Below are 17,350 nucleotides of genomic sequence, written 5' to 3'. Positions count from 1 at the left end.
GTCAGCCCCTCCATCCTTGATAGATCATTTGAAACGCGATGTACACCATGACCGGGATAAACAACATGCGGATCGTTTTGCTTTTCATGCGCTGCATGAGTCGCGAACCTACGGTTGCTCCAATCAATACGCCCAGCGCTACCGGCGCCGAAATGATCGGTATAATGTCGCCGCGAAGCAAGTAAATGCCGGCGCTTGCCGCCGCCGTTACGCCCATCATAAAGTTGCTGGTGGCGCTCGACACCTTCAGCGGCATCTTCATGAACACGTCCATGGCCATGACCTTGAAACTGCCGCTGCCGATGCCCAGCAGTCCGGAGATGACGCCCGCCCCGTACATCACCCCGAAGCCCTCGTAAACGCGGTCCACGTTATAGGCGACGGTTGTGCCAAGCGCTTTGTCGTAATACTCGCCCTGCAGTCCGAGCTTTTCGGCCATCGGATGCAGCGGAACGTTCTCCGGCACTTCTTGCTTGCCTTTCTTAATCATGGCGTACGCGGAGTACAGCAGCAGCAACGCGAAAATGACATACAAAAATCGCGGGGCGATCAACACCCCGATAAAAGCGCCGGTAATCGCCCCGATGGTTGTGGCGATCTCCAGAAACATGCCGACCCGCAAATTCGTGATCCGGTCGCGGATATACGCCACCGCCGAGCCGCTCGACGTGGCGATAACGGAAATGATACTTGCCCCGATGGCATGGTTGATATCGACGCCAAACAGCAGCGTCAGCGCCGGTGTTACGATAATTCCTCCGCCCAAACCGAGAATTGAACCGACGATTCCCGCCAGAATGGCGATCATGAAAATTTCAATTACTGTGGAAGTCAATCCGATGGCATCCCCTTTGCCGTTTAATCACATGAAGTCCAGCCCGCTCCGGCCGCCTTCGTGCCTGTGTCAAAGCTTTTTCCAGTACATCCCGAGGCCGCCGGGCGCGGTATACTCGAAGCCAAAGCGCCGGTACAACTTATCCGCCGGCACGTCGGCAATCAAGCTGACGTACGTTAATGGCGGCGCTTGGCTCTCCAGAAAACCCATGATTTCGCCCATGATCGTTTTGCCCAGGCCTCTTCCTTGAAGATCCGGACGCACGGCGATGTCGACAACCTGCATAAAGCAGCCCCCGTCACCGATGATTCTTCCCATCCCCGCCAATCCCGCTTCATCATACAACGATACGACGAATAAGGAGTTGGCCAGTCCCTTCGCCGCTCCTTCTACGCTGCGCGGGCTCAGTCCGGCTTGTTCGCGAAGCCTCAGGTAATCGTTAACCCCTGGCGCCTCGCGTATGATTTTGACCTCTGTACCGGGTTCTTGTTCACTCACTCTCGTTCCCACCGCCTGCCCGTCTATTTCACAAGTTTTCACCAATTTTCAAGTATACCATATTTCCGAAACTCATGAACCAAGCTTGAATCCGAACGGCACGTGTGCAATAGTGAAAGGAGGAATATGGAAAGGGTGATCGCCGTGTCACTATCGGAATGGGTTGCCTGGCTGCAGACGCCTGAACATTCCGCGATAGCCGCCTTCCTGGCGTTGTCCGCGTTCCTTGCGCTTTACGGCGCGGCGCGGCGCAAATGGGCTCGGGAGGAACATAACCGGCTGGAATACATCAACTCCACCTTGGATCGTTACGCTGCGGCTGCCGGTTCGTTAATGTCCGCGATGAATCCGCTATCGCAGACGCCGCTGGACCTTGGGGTCCTGCGGGACAAGCTGCTGGCTTGTCGAGCCGCACCTTATACCAGCGAAAACCTGCTGGCGCAAATCTCCGCTTTCGCCGAGGACGGCGATGCCTCTCGGTTGCCCCTGCTGCTGAGAACGATCGAGCGGGAAAGCGATGCCCTGATCGCCGAACGGGATAAGCTGCTGCGCCAGATGGAACGTCCCGGCTGGGGAAGCTGGCTGTGGCGCGTTTTGCGGCCCGTATTGCCAGGGTTGTTTGCTGCCGCCCTCTTTTTAACGCTGCTCTGGTTATGGCACTTGCTGGGGACGGGTCTCTCCGGCGGGATGGAAACCGGGCGCGCCGGGGAGCTGGCCGCTGGCTGGATGCAACTGGCCTCGTGCTGGTTGGCTTTGCTGCTGCTTTACATGGCTGTCATGGGCGGACGGAATCGGCATGTCAACGCGATTCCAGCCCGTTTGTTGGCCTCCCTGATCGCCGTATTGGCCGCAGGGCATTGGGCTGGCGGCCGGTTTGCCCCATATATTTTGGGCGCCCAGCTATTGCTGGTTCTTGGCGGTTTTCGCCTGAACAGCCGCAAGCCGCGGAAAGCGCGCCCGTACGTCGGCCACGCCCCGTTGCTGTCGGCACCGGAGGCCGGAGAAGCCGCCGCCCCCGGCGCTATGCAAGCGAAAGGCCGCATGGGGGAAGGCGAAACGCCGCAATAAGCGCAAACAACCCCGATTCCTAGGTGGCGGACAGCTTTCGCTGCCTGACCGCCCGGAATCGGGGTTGTTACTGAACTTATGGAATCCGATCAATCGCTTTACCGCTGGCGGCCGGATTCGCGCAAAGGTTTGGCCGTATGACGGGAAGCGCCGGAAGCCCTGGAGGCGCTGCCCGGATTCAACTCGTAACGTTTGCGTTCCGTGCGTTCCATTTGCACGATCTGGCCTTCATGGACGACGATGTTCAGCGAACCGAATTCCATGCCGCCCAGCAGTTCCGCGATCCGTTCCAGCCAAATTTCGTCGACTTTCAATGGTTTCGCCATCCCCCTAACCCTCCCCGTAGATAGGTCAATCCAAAAAGATCATCTTTGGCACATGAATTGTACCTCAGAAGCTTCCCCGCGTCGAACCTTGAATTCAGTCAGCCCCTCGTGATTCGCGTAGCTTCCCGCCGATAACATTAGCTTCAGAGCTTCAGACCCACGTGAGCTTCAAACCCTTCAGCCTTCACTGTAACTCCCTGCACACTATAGTTCATTACACACTGTAACTCATTCCACACTGTAGCTTCCTGTCACAGTAACTTCCTCCACATTGCGGCTCCCTGTACACTGCAGCTCATACCAATACCACACTGCACCTCCCCCCGCCAAGCTCCAGTAACTTTCTTTCGACCTTCTAACGGAACCAGGAGACGTTATTTGTCCGTGTTGCAGATGTCTCCATTTCTAACGGAACCAGGAGACCTTATTCCGGACAAATGCAGCCGAATCTCCGCCATTTGAGGCCAATAAGGTCTCTGGGTTCCGTTACAGCGGGAAATAGCCGGGAAATGAGTGAATAAGGGCGCTACGGTCCGTTAGAAGTCGAGCACACCGACACCGCGACACCGCGGCACCGCCAGTACCGGCACCAGCACCTGCACCCACGGTGCCGGCGGCCGCAATAGCCTCGGCGACCACCGGCTTATGTTACTCGCTCGGGATGCGTCCGCCGGTTTGACCTCTGCGGCAGCGCCTTTTATTCCTTGAGTTCCGTCCGCCTCTATCCCCCGGCGGCAGACCCGAGCCTCCCTAATGGCGGCTTTGGCGCGTGAACCAGCTTTTGAGCAACAGCGTTACGAGCGCCAGCAGCAGCAAGAGAGAAGCCACCGCAAACGATGCGGAAAATTGGTACTCGTTATACAATATCTCCACGTGCAGCGGCAGTGTGTTGGTTTCCCCCCGAATATGGCCCGAGACGACGGAGACGGCGCCGAATTCCCCCATCGCTCGCGCATTGCATAGCACAATTCCGTACAATAGACCCCATTTGATGTTCGGGAGCGTGACCTTCCAGAAGATCCGGAAGCCCCGGGCGCCCAGCGTTACCGCGGCCTCTTCCTCCTGCTGCCCCTGATCCTCCATGAGCGGGATGAGCTCGCGGGCGACGAACGGAAAGGTGACGAACAACGTCGCCAGGATAATGCCGGGCAGCGCGAAAATAATCGAGATCTGATGTTCATCCAGCCAAGGACCGAACCAGCCATGCGAGCCGTATACTAGCACGTAAATCAGACCGCCGATGACCGGAGATACGGCAAACGGCAGGTCGATCAGCGTGACCAGCACCTGCTTGCCGCGAAATTTGAATTTGGTAACGGCCCAGGCGGCGGCTACCCCAAAAATCGTATTCAGCGGTACGGTAATCAAAGCGACGAGCAGCGTCAGCCGCAACGCGGACAACGCGTCCGGGTCGCGTATCGCCGCCACGTACACGTCCCAACCTTTTTTGAGCGCCTCCGTCAGCACAACGGCGAGCGGCAAAACGATCAGCCACAGCAGGACCAGTGCCGCCGCCGTGATCAATACCCACTTCGCAACGCCGGACCCCTTCCCCGCCTGCCTGCGCGGAGCCGTCGGCTTACTCGCCGCTAATGGCACAGAACCGGCCATAATCTTCCCTCCCCATCGAGTTTGCGTACCTAAATTTGCGTCTCCCGACAACCCGGCCGAGATAAAGGCATCTTACCGCGCGGTCTTGCGGATCCGGCGCTGCAGCGTGTTGATGAGCAGCAGCAGCACGAACGAGATCAGCAGCAGCATCAGCGCTACCGCCGTCGCCCCGGCGTAGTCGAATTGCTCCAGCTTCGACATGATGAGCAGCGGGGCGATCTCCGTCTTCATCGGCATGTTGCCGGAGATGAAGACGACGGAGCCGTATTCGCCGATGCCGCGGGCAAAGGCCAGCGCAAACCCGGTCAAGAGCGGCGGCAGCAGCTCCGGCAGCACCACCTGGCGGAAGGTGCGGAAGCGGCTGGCGCCCAGCGTCGCCGCCGCCTCCTCGACCTCGGCGTCCAGATCCTGCAGCACCGGCTGCACGGTGCGCACGACAAACGGAATGCCGATAAACATCAGCGCAAGCGTAATGCCCGCCGGCGTAAAGGCGATGCGGATCCCAAGCGGTTCAAACAGGGAACCGATCCAGCCGTTGGCCGAATAGATCGCGGTAAGCGAAACGCCGGCCACCGCCGTAGGCAGGGCAAAGGGAAGATCGATCATCGCGTCAAACACGTTTTTACCGGGAAAATCGTACCGGACGAGTACCCAGGCCAACAGCAACCCGAGTACGGCATCGAGCAGTCCGGCCACCGCCGCGGTCACAAAGCTCACCCTGTAGGAAGCGAGCACGCGCGGATCGGTTGCGATCTCCCAAAATTTCTCCCAGGTTAGTCCCGTAGAATTCAGCAGCAAGGCGGAAAGCGGGATCAGCACGATTAAGCTGAGGTACAGCACGCTGAATCCCATCGTCAACCCGAAGCCGGGCAGGACGCCGCGCTTTGTGGTGCCACTGTGCATAGTTTTCGCCTCCGATTCGTTACGGTCGGTTCATATTATTGCGGTACGTAAATTTGGCTGAAGATCCCGCCGTCATTGAAATGCTTCGCCTGCGCTTCGGCCCAGCCGCCGAATTCCTCGATCGTAAACAGCTTGATCTCCGGGAACTGGTCGGCAAACTGCGTCTTGACGCTGTCGAGCGTCGGGCGGTAGTAATTCTCCGCGGCGATCTTCTGGCCCTCCTCCGAATACAGGTATTTCAAATACGCCTCAGCCACTTCGCGGGTGCCTTTGGCATCCACGTTCTTGTCTACCACTGCGACCGGCGGTTCGGCCAGAATGCTCTCCGACGGATAAACGATATCGAATTTGTCCGGTCCCAGCTCCTGCACGGACAACCAGGCCTCATTCTCCCAAGCCAGCAGCACGTCGCCGAGTCCGCGCTCCACGAACGTCGTGGTCGCGCCCCGCGCCCCGCTGTCGAGAACCGGAACGTGCTTGAACAGTTCCTGCACGAACTCCACCGCTTTGGTTTCATCGTTATTGTTCTGATGCAGGGCGTATCCCCATGCCGCCAGGTAATTCCACCGCGCCCCGCCGGAAGTTTGCGGGTTCGGCGTGATGACCTCGACGCCTTCCTTGATCAGATCGTCCCAATCCTTGATTTCCTTGGGATTGCCTTTGCGCACCAGAAATACGATCGTCGAGGTGTACGGCGAGCTGCTATGCTCGTATTTCTGCTGCCAACCTTCACCGATCATGCCGCTTTGCGAAATGGCGTCAATATCGTATCCGAGGGCCAGCGTGACCACGTCGGCTTTCAGTCCGTCGATGACCGCACGGCTCTGCTTGCCCGATCCGCCGTGCGACTGCTTGATCGTGACTTTCTGTCCTTTTTCATTCTCCCAATAGGCCGCGAAGGCATCGTTATATTTTTCGTATAATTCCCGGGTCGGGTCGTAGGATACGTTCAGCAGTTCCACCGCCTTGGGCTTCCCCGCGCCGCCGGAATTGCCGGCTGCCGCGCTGGCCGCCTCGCTGCCCCCGCTCTTGTTCGCCGAGCAAGCCGCCAGGACCCCAACCAATATCAATGCCAAACTCATCAGAACCCCTTGCTTCAACCTTCTGTTCATCGTATCACTCCCCATACTCACTTTTCTCGCTTTACTAGGGCAGGGCAGGCATCTACCGCATCAGGCTCCATCCCAAAAAGGAAAACGGAGAAACGCCCCACCCCCTACGGTCAAACCGAGCCACTACCCGTGTCTGCCAAGGCAAGTAGAGCGTTCCTCCGTCCGTACGGTGAGAACATTTTAAATTATTCCTACCTGTTTAGTTTGCTATGGTGTTATTTTATATGCGGCAGCCTAAAAATGTCAAACCTTTTTATACAAAAAAATCAAATTATTTATAAGCTCCCCTTATAGCCGGTACAGGCCCCGGCCTGGAGCGGCGAATGCCCCCTTCCGTTAATGAAAAAACCCGAAAGCCGGCGAAATGCGGGCCTTCGGGTGTTAGGGTCGAAACCTACGTCTTCCGTTGATATGAGGCTCCTCTCACTTGGTACCTGCCGGCTGCCCCGCGTTTTCCCTACCAGTAGAAATATGCCGTTCTGGGCTCCAAGGTTCCTTGCCTCCTGCAAAAACTTCCGGAGCTACCGCAGCATTCCCGCCGCGAGGTCCGCCGGAAGCGGTTCGATGCAGGACGGCTTGTCGATGCTTAAGCTCTGCCCGGCCGGCGTAAGGCGGCCGCTCTCGGGATCGCGGCGCAAAGCGGCGATATTGCCGCTGTACTGGTTGGCCACCAGAACGTAGTCGTCCAACACGGCGAAGTTACGCGGCCAGCTTCCCCCCGTGTTCGTCCATTCCGGCTCCTCCAACCGCCCGGTCATAGGATCGATGCGGAAGCGGACAATACTGTCATGCCCGCGGTTAGAGCCGTATACATACCGTCCATCCGGCGAGAAATGAATATCGGCAGGATAATTTTCACCTTGATAATCATCCGGTAGCGAGCCGGCATGCTGGATTGCCTCAAGCCGACCTTCCACCGGGTCATACGCGTAGGCCGTCACCGTGTTGTTCAACTCGTTCATGCCGTAAGCGAACCGTTCCGTCGGATGGATCACGAAATGCCGCGGACCCGCCCCCGGCGGCAGGGCCGTCGCCCCGTGCTTCAAAAGCTCGCCGCGCTCCAGCCGATAGATCACAATTTGGTCGGTCCCCAAATCGGAGACAAACGCGAACCTTCCGTCCCGGCTTGGCACGATGCTGTGCGCATGGGCCGACTCCTGGCGCCGCTCGTTCACGCTGCTCCCCTCATGGCGGATCAGGGCGGTTATTCTCCCCGGCGCACCGTCCGGTTCGAGGGCGAAAGCATTGACATGTCCGCTGGAATAATTGGCAACCAGCAGGTGCCGCGCCGGCCCAGGCTGCAAAGCCAGGTGGCAAGGGTCCGCGCCTAGCGTCGCCTTATCGCCGTGCAGCATCGCCAACTTCCCGTCCTCCGGATCTATCGCGAAACCGGCGACCCGCCCTTCGGTTTGTTCGCTTACCGCATACAGCCGCAGCTCCTTGGCATCGATCGTCAAAAAGGACGGATTCGCAAGACCCGATATGCCGTGGAGGATGCGCATTTCCCCCGTGCCTCGCCGCAGCTCGCAGAGATAAATACCCGGCTCCCCGCTCTCGGCGTAGGAACCGACATAAAACAGCCCACGATCTTGAATTTCCTTACTCATCGAACTCGCTTCCTTCCCTTTATCGGATTCATCCAGCAGCCGTTTCACGTCGGACATGAGCAGCCGGTCGAAATAAAGCTCCAACTGACGCTCCGCCCCGCCATAAATCCGGTTCATGACAGCAGGGATGTTCGAGGAAATGGCACAGGAGGAGTGCTCGCTGCCGGAGCACCAGCTCGGACGCAGCGAACCTTGAGCGAAAATGCGGTACAAATCGCCGAGCGAAACCTGAGAGAGTTCGGCCTTCAGCAGATATCCGCCATAGGCTCCTTCCTTCGTCGTCACGAGGTCGTGGCGGCGAAGGAGGCTGAGCACTTTGCGCACGCGAGCCGGATGCGTCGCCACGCTGCAGGCGATTTGTTCGCTATTGGCCATCCGATCCTCCCTGGAATCCAAATACAACAAGCAGTGGACGGCAACCGTCAATTCGCTGTTCATTTTCCTTCCCCTTTCCCTTACCGAGTTTGAAACAAGTGCCGGCGAGTATGATATAATGTTCTCGCGAATCGCTATTACTTAACAGAAAGGGAATATCCATGAATCTGATAAATCCCTCTTATCTGCAAATCGCCTTTACATTCGGTGCGATGGTCATGGCCGTTGCCGTTCTGTTTATTCGTCTGAAAGCCAGCCGGCGTCCCGTCACCGTGAAGAAAATCGTTATTCCGCCGCTGGGAATGACGACCGGCCTCATCATGTTTATCGTCCCGGAGACGCATATTCCGATCCTGTGGGGCGTGATCGCGTTCGCTTGCGGCTGGCTGTTGTTCTCCTATCCGCTGATCCGGACAACCAAGTTCGAGAATATCGGCGGCGAGATTTATGCGGAGAGATCGCGCAGCTTCATCCTGATCTTGATCGGCCTGCTCGTCGTCCGCCTCCTGTTGCATGAAGCCGTGGAACGGTATGTCTCCGTAATGCAGACGGGAGCGCTGTTCTTCTTGCTCGCCTACGGCATGATCATTCGCTGGCGCCTGTTTATGTTCAAGCAATACCGGGCCATGACCGAAAATGCCACCGCATCCTGAACCAGGAAGGCCCGGGAACTCGAAATCACCCTTCGACAACCGAACGGTTTCGTCCCTCTTCCTTGGCTTGATAGAGGCAGTGGTCCGCCCGGCGGATCAACTCCTCCGCATCCATCGGATCGAACGGAGCAAGGCGGTATCCGCCAACGCTGATCGTCACGATCCCCTCCGCTTTGGCGTGCCTATGCTCGATGCCCAGTCCGGCAACCGCTAAACGCAGCCGCTCGGCGGCCTCCAGGGTTCCCTGCGTCTCCAGTCCGGACAAGACGACCACGAATTCCTCCCCGCCGTATCTTGCGGCAAAACCTTGGTCCTGCTTCGCCGCAGCGTAGATCGTCCCTGCGATCTCTTTAAGGACGTGATCCCCGCCTTGATGTCCATAATAATCATTATAGGCTTTAAAACAATCGATATCTATGATGAGCAGCGATAGCGAGGTGCTCCGCTCCTCCGGGGAGACCAGTTCCCATGCCAGAATTTCGTCGAACCGCCGGCGGTTCGGTATCTCCGTCAACCCGTCGAGATTGGTCAGCCGAATTAACTGTTCGTTCGCATGCTCAAGCTGCCGGCCCGATTCCATCAATTGCCGATGCTGCTCCGATAACCGGATAAACAACCGATTCACCTCATTAACTACCGCGCAAAGCACGACGGTCGAAGCGATAACCGAATGGATTTTGGCAAAATACCACCCCAAGGTGAAGCGCATGCCGGCTAACAGCGTCAACGTCACATCCATCAGCAGGGCGAGCAACGCTACCGCCAGCCATAAATGCAGCATCGACCATCCCTTGACTCTCCTCCACACGACCGCCAAGGCAAGCACATTCAAAATCCAGATCGCCGGACCGATCCCTAAGGTATTCAATTTCCGGTAATCGTTCTGCTGAATGAGGTTGGGCAGCCATCGCTCTCCTAAAGCGGTAATCTCGAACAAGCCAAATACGGTCAACAGTGTCAACGTAATCCCTGCCGTGCCGTAGTTGAAGACTTGATCTTTCGAGCTTAACGGCTTGGACCACTTTCGGTTCACCCAGGCGTATAACAAGATGCCGAGAGAAAAACCTCCATGCCAAAACACCCACAACCACCCGGCGGTTTGCCCCCCGGCCCCAACCAGGGCTCCAAATCCGCCGAAGAGACCGGGAAAGGTCAAGATATGCAAAAAGGTCATCAATCCGCTAAATAAATAGGCGCAGGACAAAACGAGCAGCGCCGGAAAGCCGGAGGCCCGGTATTGGCTGTATATGATAAAGGCCGTGAGCATATCCCCGAAAATCAGCCAACCGATGGCGGCCGACACAAAGGGTTCGGCAGAGGGAAGCGCTGTCATACCGAACGGCAGCACCGCGAGCGACACCGCGATAATCAGGGTGCCGAGAAGGATGGCCAGCTTCCTTTGTTTGCTGCTGGAAGGAATGTCGAATACATGAGAAGCAACCTTATAATTTCCGTGCATCGGCGCGCGGGTTCCCCCTTCTGGATGTTAAATCATTGCAGTACCTCAAACATATTAGATTTTAAATATAGATGCAATCCTTTTGTGGATATTTCATTTTTGCATCCCCTTTCGGAACCCCCTTCACCAAAATGAAAATAGCCGCATTCGCTTGATGCGAATACGGCTGTGGTTGCTGGCAGCCCACCGATTCCGGCGGCAGCCTCGTCTATGCCTTCTTGGCCGACAATTTTTGATCGGAGCTCGGATTGCTCAGTTGGGGAAGCATGCGCATTCCCATGACCATCTCGGACGAGCAAAGCGGACAAACAGGGCTGTAATCAAACGTGAAATTATCCCGCATCCATCCTTTGCAATCGTCGCTCGTGCAGGTCCATACCGGCGTATTTTCCTCAGGAATTTCTTCTAACGTTTTTTTACGGTAGTTCATAATTCCCCTCCTTCAAGGTGAGCGTTCCAACCGGGTGCATAGATATAGTTTGTTGCGGTGCTATATGTGCCATCAGAAGCAGGCTTCTGAAAGTTAACCTCATGAATGATCTTTGGCGAAGAAAAACTGCCCTTAACGCGAGAGCGCATTAAGAGCAGTTTCTGGCTGGCTTACAGTTTAACAACGTTTTCGGCTTGCGGGCCGCGGTTGCCTTGAACCACGTTGAATTGTACGCGTTGGCCCTCGTCGAGGGTCTTGAAGCCTTCGCCGGTGATCGCGCTGAAATGAACGAACACGTCATTTCCGCCTTCCACTTCGATGAAGCCAAAACCTTTCTCAGCGTTAAACCATTTTACTGTTCCGGTTTCCATGGGAATACCTCCTGTTTCAAGATTAACATGATTCATTTTTTTAACAGAAGTCGCTCAAAAAGGCTGACCTTTATTGAACATGCACCACTTGTATAAAAAAAATTCACACATTGAAAAAAGTTCCAGTTTCAAAAAAAGTGACACTCTTTTCAATGCGTGAATGTGCGTGAATGAATATCCTCTTTCAAAAACAAGAGATGAACTCATTATATCCTTTTGCCAGATAAAAAGCAAATCCCCTGTTTTTGCAAGCCGGTCCGGAAAGACTGGACAAAAGCGGTTGACGAAAACTATAATGACAGATGTAATCTGCAGTCATACTGTTCAGGGGTGCTGGAATCGGCCGGCTGAGAGTGTATCCCTTAAGATACTGACCCTTTAACCTGATCTGGATAATGCCAGCGTAGGGAGCTATACCATGGACATGAACCTGTATTATATTCATATCCATTGCCTATCGCGTCCCGGATCCGGGACGTTTTTTTGTATCCGGACGTTTGGAATGCGCTTAAGGACGCGTATCCAGGGTTATACCTAGAACAAACTGCGGAAATTTAAACCCACGAAGGAGAGAATATGTCGTGAAAGTTCAACTACGTGCCGTACTGGCCGTGTTTCTCGGTTGCATGCTGCTCGTGCTGTCCGCCTGCGGCGGAGCAAACGGAAACAACGCCGGCAAAGCGGCGACCGGGAACAATGGCGGGCAAAATACCGAAGCCGCTGCGCCAAACCCGTCGTCCGGCGCAGAGCTGCAGAACGTCAAAGTCGTGCTCGACTGGAGCCCCAACACGAACCATACCGGGCTTTACGTCGCCCAGGATCAAGGATATTTCGCCGAAGAAGGGCTGAACGTGGAGATCCTCCTGCCCGGTTCCGGCGGCGCCGAAGCGATGGTGGCCTCCGGGGAGGTGCCGTTTGGCGTGAGCGTGCAGGAGAATGTCACGCAAAGCCGGATCCAGGGCGTACCGCTCGTATCCATCGCCGCTATCATTCAGCACAATACGTCCGGCTTTGCAGCGCCTGTGGCCAAGAACATCAAATCGCCCAAGGATTTCGAGGGTAAGGCATACGGCGGCTGGGGTTCTCCGGTGGAAAAAGCGGTGATCCAATCCATCATGGACCTGCAAGGCGCCGATGTCGGCAAGGTGAAGTTCCTCAATATCGGGGATGCCGATTATTTTACGGCCGTGAAGCGGGATATCGATTTCGCCTGGATCTTCTATGCATGGACCGGCATCGAAGCCGAACTGCGGGGCGAGCCGCTGGATATGCTCTACGTCAAGGACTTCTCCGAGCAGCTCGATTACTATACCCCGGTGCTTGTCACCAACGAGAAGACGACTCAGGAAGACCCCGAGCTGGTAAAGGCATTTATGCGGGCCGTGTCCAAAGGCTATCAATATGCGATCTCCTCCCCCGAAGAAGCGGCGCAAATCCTGCTCAAAGCCGTGCCGGAGCTCGACAAGGATCTGGTGGTCGCCAGCCAAAAATGGTTGAGCCCGAAATACAAGGACGACGCTCCGCGCTGGGGCGAACAGAAACGGGAAGTATGGCAGAACTACTCCGATTGGATGCATGAGCGCGGCCTGCTGGAGAAGCCACTGGACGTCGATGCCGCCTTCACCAACGAGTTTTTACCAAGTGAGTAGCCGCCAATAACGCCATGTGCCATGTATGTCAAATTCAAATTCGAAAGGATGAACCAACGGATGCCAAACGCACTGTTAAGTATTCAAATCATTCCGAAAACGCCGAACGGAGAAGACGTGATTCCCTATGTGGACCGGGCCATTGAGGTGATTCAGGCTTCCGGCGTCAAATATCAGGTGAATCCCCTGGAGACGACTCTGGAAGGGGATCTTGACGAACTGCTGGCGATCGTGAAGAAGATGAACGAGGCCGTCATCGAATTCGGTAGCACGGGTATCATTTCGCAAATCAAAATCTCGTACAATCCCAAAGGCGTCAGCATGGATAAGCTGATTGAAAAATATCGGCCATGAAGCTCCGCAGCCTTTGGCACAGCATGTGGCCGCCCCTCGTGGCGGTCCTCTTATTTTTGCTGATCTGGCAGGGCGCTACCGCCTGGTTCCACATCGAAAAATGGATCCTGCCCAGCCCGGTGGACATCGGGCGCGAAGCGGCCGCCGGTGCGGCCGGCCTCGGGGAGCACACGCTGGCGACGCTGCGGCTGATGCTGATCGGCTTCGCCATCGGAACGCTCGTGGGTCTGCTCGTGGCGTTTGCGCTCCATTATGTTCCGTTTCTCAAAGCGTCGCTGTACCCGCTGATCATCCTGAGCCAAAACGTGCCGACCATCGCGCTGGCCCCGCTGCTGATGATTTGGTTCGGCTTCGGCATCCTGCCGAAGATCATCGTCATTACGCTTGTCTGCTTCTTCCCTGTCGCGGTGGCGGCCATGGACGGACTGAGCCGTACGGACCGGGCGATGCTGGATTACATGCGGATGATCGGCGCGTCCAAAGCGGAAATCTTCCGCAAGCTGGAGGTACCCTACGCGATCCCCTCCATCATGTCGGGGGTCAAAATCGCCGCGACCTACAGCGTCATGGGAGCGGTGATCGCCGAATGGATCGGCGCGGACAAAGGGATCGGCTACTATATGATGCTGCAGAAGTCATCGTTCCGTACGGACAAAATTTTCGTTGCCATCGCGATCATCGTAGCTATCAGCCTGGCGATGTTTGCCTGCGTTGCCCTGTTGGAGAAATGGCTTGTCCGCTACAAAGCGGCAAATGACCGAAGTTAAGGCAGCTTACGGAAAGGGAGACTTGTTATGAGCGAAGAATCAACGCTTCGGGATGCCGCCGTACCCGCGCTGGAGGTCCGGCAGATCCATAAAACATTCCGCGACCGACGCCGGGAAGTCCCGGTTCTGCGCGACATCTCGCTGCGGGTACCGGCCGGTGAATTCGTCTCGATCATCGGTCCGTCGGGCTGCGGCAAGAGCACGTTATTTCACATCATCGGCGGGTTAACCGCTCCGGATCAAGGGGAAGTGCTTCTGCAGGGACGCCGCGTCACCGGGCAACGGGGACATATCAGTTACGTGCCGCAGCAGCCCGCGCTGTTCCCTTGGCGAACGATCGAAAACAATGTCGTCCTGGCGCAGGAGATCGCCGGAACCGGGAGCCGCAGCTCGCGCACGGAAATCCGGCATTGGCTGGAAAAGGCCGGACTTGGCGGTTTCGAACGGGCCTATCCCCATATGTTGTCCGGCGGCATGCAGCAGCGCGCTTCCTTCCTCCGGGGGCTGCTCGCCCCCCAGGAGGTGATGTGCCTCGACGAGCCGTTCAGCGCCCTCGACGCGTTGACACGCAGCGAAATGCAGCGTTGGCTGCTGGATATCTGGGAGGAAAACAAACGCTCCGTCCTAATGATCACGCATAGCATCGAGGAGGCGCTGTTGCTTTCCGACACGATCTATTTATTTTCGAACCGGCCTGCCGGTGTCCTGCATGCCATCCCGGTGCCTTTCCCCCGGCCGCGCCGCGACGCTATGGCGGAAGAGCCCGATTTTATCCGGTTGAAGCGGGAGATTGCCGCCAAAATGGCGGAGGAGCAGCGCAAAACGGCAGCAGGAGGAGTCTGATCCCAGACTTCTCCTGCTTTACTGTTTTACGTATCGATTTCGGCGACATCGACTTGATCCACATCCAGCATCAGTTCCACCCATCTTTGTAGATGCTCGGGTTCCCCTGCGAAGGCGATCAGCCAGGTCACGGATTCAACGCACGCTTGAGGTTCCGCCGAATCCGCCAGATCCGGCATTCGTGCCAGCACCTGCTCATAGGCGCTCAGTTTCGCGTCGATTTGACGGAATCGCGCCAGCGGCAGCGTACAATCGGGAAATAAGGTCACGCGAAGGGACACCAGTTTTCTCCCTGCCCGCCTGGCCTTCTCCAGCTCCGCCAGAGTTGCGGGGCAGTGCCAGTCCCCCTTTTCCATGTCCATCTCCCCTTATATCCGCGAAAATTACATGATTGAATAAATATTCAACATCTCATCGGAAAGTTGCATTAACGCATCAACGATCTCCGGATCGAACTGGGTTTCACGGTGCCGGTGCAGTTCCAGCTTGGCTTCGGCCATCGTCAGCTTCCGCTCCCGGTAATGCCTGTCCGACGTCATCGAATCGAAGGCGTCGACCACCGCGCAGATTCTCGCCTTATAGGGGATTTGCTCCCCCTTCAGACCATCCGGATAACCGGTTCCGTCCCATCGCTCGTGATGCCACCGAACGATGTCCGCGATGCCCGGCCCGAATGCCGGATCCGCTTCGACCAACTCCGCCCCGATAACCGGATGCAGCTTAATGATCCTCCACTGCGCCTCCGTTAGCGGCTCCCGTTGTTCGATAATCGCACGGGGAATCATCGTCTTGCCGATATCATGCATAAAGCATCCGCGGACCAGCAGGTCCTTCTCCGTTCCGCTGATGTCCAGCGGCTCGGCGATTTTCTCGGCCAGCATGGCGACCCGGATACTGTGATGATAGGTTTCTGGATGCTTGCGCACGAGCAGGTTAAACCACTTCACTGCGTCTGGGCTATTGTCCATATACAGTTCATCAATGAACTCATTAAAAACAGTCAACCGTTCTGCCCCCTAAAACCTGTGTCTTCATTTGCCTTTCCCGTCCTGGAGCGGGTATTCCTTCCTTTCCTGAAGAAAAAAAGAAATTTCTGCGAAATTCCGGTTAAATTTTTATGCTTTTTACCCGATTATGATTCAGAGCAAACGGATGAAAAACAAGCCATGTCGTACAATAACAATTATGCGACAAGCTTAGGTAAAAAATGGTCAAAATTTGGCAAGGTTTGTAATCAGCTCTTGTTACATTATAGGACAAAAGGGCGAATTATGCATTATTTTAAGAAGAAAAATAGACAAAAAGCACTAATTTTTTTTGCGACCGTTTACATAAATTCCTTTAAGCAGTCCTGTACGAAGTCGGGAGCGGCCTTTTTCATTTGTTCGACGGTATGCAAATAACGTTGAGTTGTGTTGATATGGGAGTGTCCCAAGGTTTCCTGAACCTGCTGCAGCGAGGCGCCTTGGAGTAACGCCAGGGTCGCGTTGGTATGCCGTAACCAATGGGGGGTCGGCTGCTTCTGAATCCCGCTGGCGATCCCCGCTTGCTTGATAATCCTTTCGATTTGCCGCGGGGTTATAGGAAACAGCACAAGTTCCGGATTCGGTTCGGGGGATCCCGCCAATTTTCGGGCATGCTCCTGATACATGCTCCACAACTCGCGCGGAATCTTGACCTCGCGCGTTTTCCCGCGTTTGGCGTGGGATACGGTTAGCCATACGGACGTTTCGAGCAAGTCGGAATTGAAATCCTTCCATTTGATGCCACACAGCTCCGACACGCGAAGTCCTAACAGCACCAGCGAAAGGCCGATCAGATAATTCCGCAGACTTTGGCGCCTCAGCGTCTCCAGCAGCTTGCCGACTTCATTGCGGGTGAGGAAATGTCTGCGGCTCGTCACGGCGATCTCCGGAATGCGAATATTTTGCGCCGGGTTATGATCGAAAAGTCCGATGCCGCGATCGCTTCCCCATTTGTAAAAGGACTTCAGCGGCGCGATAAAGGCGGCCACGCTGGCCGGAGCAAGCGGTTTTTGAGCGTCGCGGTAAAACCCTTTGGTGAGGTAGATTTTATAAGCTTCAATTTCCCTCCAGGTCACCTCCCGAAACGGAAGCCCCGATAGGAATTGCCTGAATTGTTCCAGTGCCCGGTAATAGTTTCTGCGGGTATTCGGTGCTTTGGCGCACGCCGCCAAGAACATTTGTATGATCTGCTCGTCCTGGTATTCCTGTGCACCAGGTAAATGAAACGGATATTGCTGGGCTACAGCCGACAAATAATTGGTTACCATATTTTGTAGTGGACCTCCTGTTGACGATATTTTTGTCGCATAATTGTTATTGTACGACATGGCTATTTGCCTGAAATAAAAAAAGCATGACGCGGGATGCGTCCACCTGGCAAAAAAGTGAAAAATCCGCAAAATTCACTGATCTGCATACAAAAAAACGGTATAATTAAGACATGCTGGTAACCTATTTTTGGAA

General features: G+C 55.8%; 19 protein-coding genes and 1 riboswitch. Of the genes, 6 read left to right on the top strand and 13 right to left on the bottom strand.

Features of this window, described 5'->3' with window-relative positions; translation table 11 throughout:
- Nucleotide 1: 1 nt before the first annotated feature.
- Nucleotides 2–808: a sulfite exporter TauE/SafE family protein gene (locus tag ACZF99_RS03190; RefSeq protein ID WP_483612509.1), complete on the bottom strand. Its 807-nt coding sequence runs from the start codon at nt 806–808 to the stop codon at nt 2–4.
- Nucleotides 809–904: 96 nt separating this feature from the next.
- Nucleotides 905–1,333: a GNAT family N-acetyltransferase gene (locus ACZF99_RS03185; RefSeq protein WP_483608997.1), complete on the bottom strand. Its 429-nt coding sequence runs from the start codon at nt 1,331–1,333 to the stop codon at nt 905–907.
- Nucleotides 1,334–1,468: 135 nt separating this feature from the next.
- On the opposite strand from ACZF99_RS03185, the gene ACZF99_RS03180 reads away from it, so the two are divergent.
- Nucleotides 1,469–2,401 carry a hypothetical protein gene (locus ACZF99_RS03180; RefSeq protein WP_483608995.1) on the top strand — a complete coding sequence of 311 codons (933 nt, stop codon included), beginning with the start codon at nt 1,469–1,471 and terminating at the stop codon, nt 2,399–2,401.
- Between the two features lie 98 nt (nt 2,402–2,499).
- Here the strand turns inward: ACZF99_RS03180 and ACZF99_RS03175 are convergent, their stop codons facing one another.
- The 5 genes from ACZF99_RS03175 to ACZF99_RS03155 form a co-directional block, all read right to left on the bottom strand.
- The gene (locus ACZF99_RS03175; RefSeq protein ID WP_483608993.1) at nt 2,500–2,727 is read right to left on the bottom strand and encodes a YezD family protein; all 228 of its coding nucleotides are present in this window, start codon (nt 2,725–2,727) and stop codon (nt 2,500–2,502) included.
- Nucleotides 2,728–3,477: 750 nt separating this feature from the next.
- A complete protein-coding gene (gene cysW / locus ACZF99_RS03170) occupies nt 3,478–4,338 on the bottom strand; it encodes a sulfate ABC transporter permease subunit CysW (RefSeq protein WP_483608991.1) in 861 nt (286 codons plus the stop codon).
- 72 nt (nt 4,339–4,410) lie between these two features.
- Complete coding sequence (gene cysT, locus ACZF99_RS03165; protein ID WP_483608989.1) at nt 4,411–5,241, bottom strand: sulfate ABC transporter permease subunit CysT; 831 nt, start codon at nt 5,239–5,241, stop codon at nt 4,411–4,413.
- A 35-nt stretch (nt 5,242–5,276) separates the two neighbouring features.
- Nucleotides 5,277–6,353 (bottom strand): sulfate ABC transporter substrate-binding protein, encoded by a 1,077-nt coding sequence (locus ACZF99_RS03160; RefSeq protein ID WP_483608987.1) that lies wholly within the window; start codon nt 6,351–6,353, stop codon nt 5,277–5,279.
- A 521-nt stretch (nt 6,354–6,874) separates the two neighbouring features.
- Entirely contained in the window at nt 6,875–8,398 is a 1,524-nt protein-coding gene (locus ACZF99_RS03155; protein ID WP_483608985.1) for a beta-propeller fold lactonase family protein, read from the bottom strand.
- A 98-nt stretch (nt 8,399–8,496) separates the two neighbouring features.
- Here ACZF99_RS03155 and ACZF99_RS03150 point away from each other — a divergent pair, with 98 nt between their 5' ends.
- The gene (locus ACZF99_RS03150) at nt 8,497–8,988 is read left to right on the top strand and encodes a CcdC family protein (RefSeq protein ID WP_483608983.1); all 492 of its coding nucleotides are present in this window, start codon (nt 8,497–8,499) and stop codon (nt 8,986–8,988) included.
- A gap of 25 nt (nt 8,989–9,013) precedes the next feature.
- Here the strand turns inward: ACZF99_RS03150 and ACZF99_RS03145 are convergent, their stop codons facing one another.
- From ACZF99_RS03145 to ACZF99_RS03135, 3 genes are all read right to left on the bottom strand, one after another.
- Nucleotides 9,014–10,447, bottom strand: coding sequence for a sensor domain-containing diguanylate cyclase (locus ACZF99_RS03145; RefSeq protein WP_483608981.1), 1,434 nt, complete (start codon nt 10,445–10,447; stop codon nt 9,014–9,016).
- 208 nt (nt 10,448–10,655) lie between these two features.
- Nucleotides 10,656–10,877: a cold-shock protein gene (locus ACZF99_RS03140; protein WP_483608980.1), complete on the bottom strand. Its 222-nt coding sequence runs from the start codon at nt 10,875–10,877 to the stop codon at nt 10,656–10,658.
- A 170-nt stretch (nt 10,878–11,047) separates the two neighbouring features.
- Entirely contained in the window at nt 11,048–11,248 is a 201-nt protein-coding gene (locus ACZF99_RS03135; protein WP_009223993.1) for a cold-shock protein, read from the bottom strand.
- Between the two features lie 316 nt (nt 11,249–11,564).
- A riboswitch (TPP riboswitch) is annotated at nt 11,565–11,676 on the top strand.
- 198 nt (nt 11,677–11,874) lie between these two features.
- Between ACZF99_RS03135 and ACZF99_RS03130 the strand changes: the two genes are divergently transcribed.
- Genes ACZF99_RS03130 through ACZF99_RS03115 form a run of 4 tightly spaced genes read left to right on the top strand, consistent with a single transcriptional unit; the run spans nt 11,875 to nt 14,861 of the window.
- Nucleotides 11,875–12,897: an ABC transporter substrate-binding protein gene (locus ACZF99_RS03130; RefSeq protein WP_483612507.1), complete on the top strand. Its 1,023-nt coding sequence runs from the start codon at nt 11,875–11,877 to the stop codon at nt 12,895–12,897.
- 60 nt (nt 12,898–12,957) lie between these two features.
- On the top strand, nt 12,958–13,251 hold the full coding sequence (locus ACZF99_RS03125; protein WP_483608978.1) for an MTH1187 family thiamine-binding protein: 294 nt from the start codon (nt 12,958–12,960) through the stop codon (nt 13,249–13,251).
- Nucleotides 13,248–14,018 (top strand): ABC transporter permease, encoded by a 771-nt coding sequence (locus tag ACZF99_RS03120; protein WP_483608976.1) that lies wholly within the window; start codon nt 13,248–13,250, stop codon nt 14,016–14,018. The genes ACZF99_RS03125 and ACZF99_RS03120 overlap by 4 nt, the downstream gene beginning before the upstream one ends.
- 27 nt (nt 14,019–14,045) lie before the next feature.
- On the top strand, nt 14,046–14,861 hold the full coding sequence (locus tag ACZF99_RS03115; RefSeq protein WP_483608974.1) for an ABC transporter ATP-binding protein: 816 nt from the start codon (nt 14,046–14,048) through the stop codon (nt 14,859–14,861).
- A 26-nt stretch (nt 14,862–14,887) separates the two neighbouring features.
- On the opposite strand, the gene ACZF99_RS03110 is transcribed toward ACZF99_RS03115, so the two are convergent.
- The 3 genes from ACZF99_RS03110 to ACZF99_RS03100 all read right to left on the bottom strand — a co-directional run bounded on the left by ACZF99_RS03110 (nt 14,888) and on the right by ACZF99_RS03100 (nt 17,154).
- Nucleotides 14,888–15,217 carry a hypothetical protein gene (locus tag ACZF99_RS03110; protein WP_483608972.1) on the bottom strand — a complete coding sequence of 110 codons (330 nt, stop codon included), beginning with the start codon at nt 15,215–15,217 and terminating at the stop codon, nt 14,888–14,890.
- A 27-nt stretch (nt 15,218–15,244) separates the two neighbouring features.
- Nucleotides 15,245–15,865: an HD-GYP domain-containing protein gene (locus ACZF99_RS03105; RefSeq protein ID WP_483608970.1), complete on the bottom strand. Its 621-nt coding sequence runs from the start codon at nt 15,863–15,865 to the stop codon at nt 15,245–15,247.
- 323 nt (nt 15,866–16,188) lie between these two features.
- On the bottom strand, nt 16,189–17,154 hold the full coding sequence (locus ACZF99_RS03100) for a tyrosine-type recombinase/integrase (protein WP_483608968.1): 966 nt from the start codon (nt 17,152–17,154) through the stop codon (nt 16,189–16,191).
- Nucleotides 17,155–17,350 lie beyond the last annotated feature (196 nt).

The sequence above is a fragment of the Paenibacillus sp. JL3B1040 genome (assembly GCF_057063165.1).
This window is presented reverse-complemented; position numbering and strand designations above follow the sequence as displayed.

Bases quoted from the DNA above. Each gene is read 5' to 3' on its own strand.
- ACZF99_RS03190 (WP_483612509.1), bottom strand. From the start codon at position 808: ATGATCGCCATTCTGGCGGGAATCGTCGGTTCAATTCTCGGTTTGGGC.
- ACZF99_RS03175 (WP_483608993.1), bottom strand. From the start codon at position 2,727: ATGGCGAAACCATTGAAAGTCGACGAAATTTGGCTGGAACGGATCGCG.
- cysW (WP_483608991.1), bottom strand. From the start codon at position 4,338: ATGGCCGGTTCTGTGCCATTAGCGGCGAGTAAGCCGACGGCTCCGCGC.
- cysT (WP_483608989.1), bottom strand. From the start codon at position 5,241: ATGCACAGTGGCACCACAAAGCGCGGCGTCCTGCCCGGCTTCGGGTTG.
- ACZF99_RS03160 (WP_483608987.1), bottom strand. From the start codon at position 6,353: ATGAACAGAAGGTTGAAGCAAGGGGTTCTGATGAGTTTGGCATTGATA.
- ACZF99_RS03155 (WP_483608985.1), bottom strand. From the start codon at position 8,398: ATGAACAGCGAATTGACGGTTGCCGTCCACTGCTTGTTGTATTTGGAT.
- ACZF99_RS03150 (WP_483608983.1), top strand. From the start codon at position 8,497: ATGAATCTGATAAATCCCTCTTATCTGCAAATCGCCTTTACATTCGGT.
- ACZF99_RS03145 (WP_483608981.1), bottom strand. From the start codon at position 10,447: ATGCACGGAAATTATAAGGTTGCTTCTCATGTATTCGACATTCCTTCC.
- ACZF99_RS03140 (WP_483608980.1), bottom strand. From the start codon at position 10,877: ATGAACTACCGTAAAAAAACGTTAGAAGAAATTCCTGAGGAAAATACG.
- ACZF99_RS03135 (WP_009223993.1), bottom strand. From the start codon at position 11,248: ATGGAAACCGGAACAGTAAAATGGTTTAACGCTGAGAAAGGTTTTGGC.
- ACZF99_RS03130 (WP_483612507.1), top strand. From the start codon at position 11,875: ATGCTGCTCGTGCTGTCCGCCTGCGGCGGAGCAAACGGAAACAACGCC.
- ACZF99_RS03125 (WP_483608978.1), top strand. From the start codon at position 12,958: ATGCCAAACGCACTGTTAAGTATTCAAATCATTCCGAAAACGCCGAAC.
- ACZF99_RS03120 (WP_483608976.1), top strand. From the start codon at position 13,248: ATGAAGCTCCGCAGCCTTTGGCACAGCATGTGGCCGCCCCTCGTGGCG.
- ACZF99_RS03115 (WP_483608974.1), top strand. From the start codon at position 14,046: ATGAGCGAAGAATCAACGCTTCGGGATGCCGCCGTACCCGCGCTGGAG.
- ACZF99_RS03110 (WP_483608972.1), bottom strand. From the start codon at position 15,217: ATGGAAAAGGGGGACTGGCACTGCCCCGCAACTCTGGCGGAGCTGGAG.
- ACZF99_RS03100 (WP_483608968.1), bottom strand. From the start codon at position 17,154: ATGGTAACCAATTATTTGTCGGCTGTAGCCCAGCAATATCCGTTTCAT.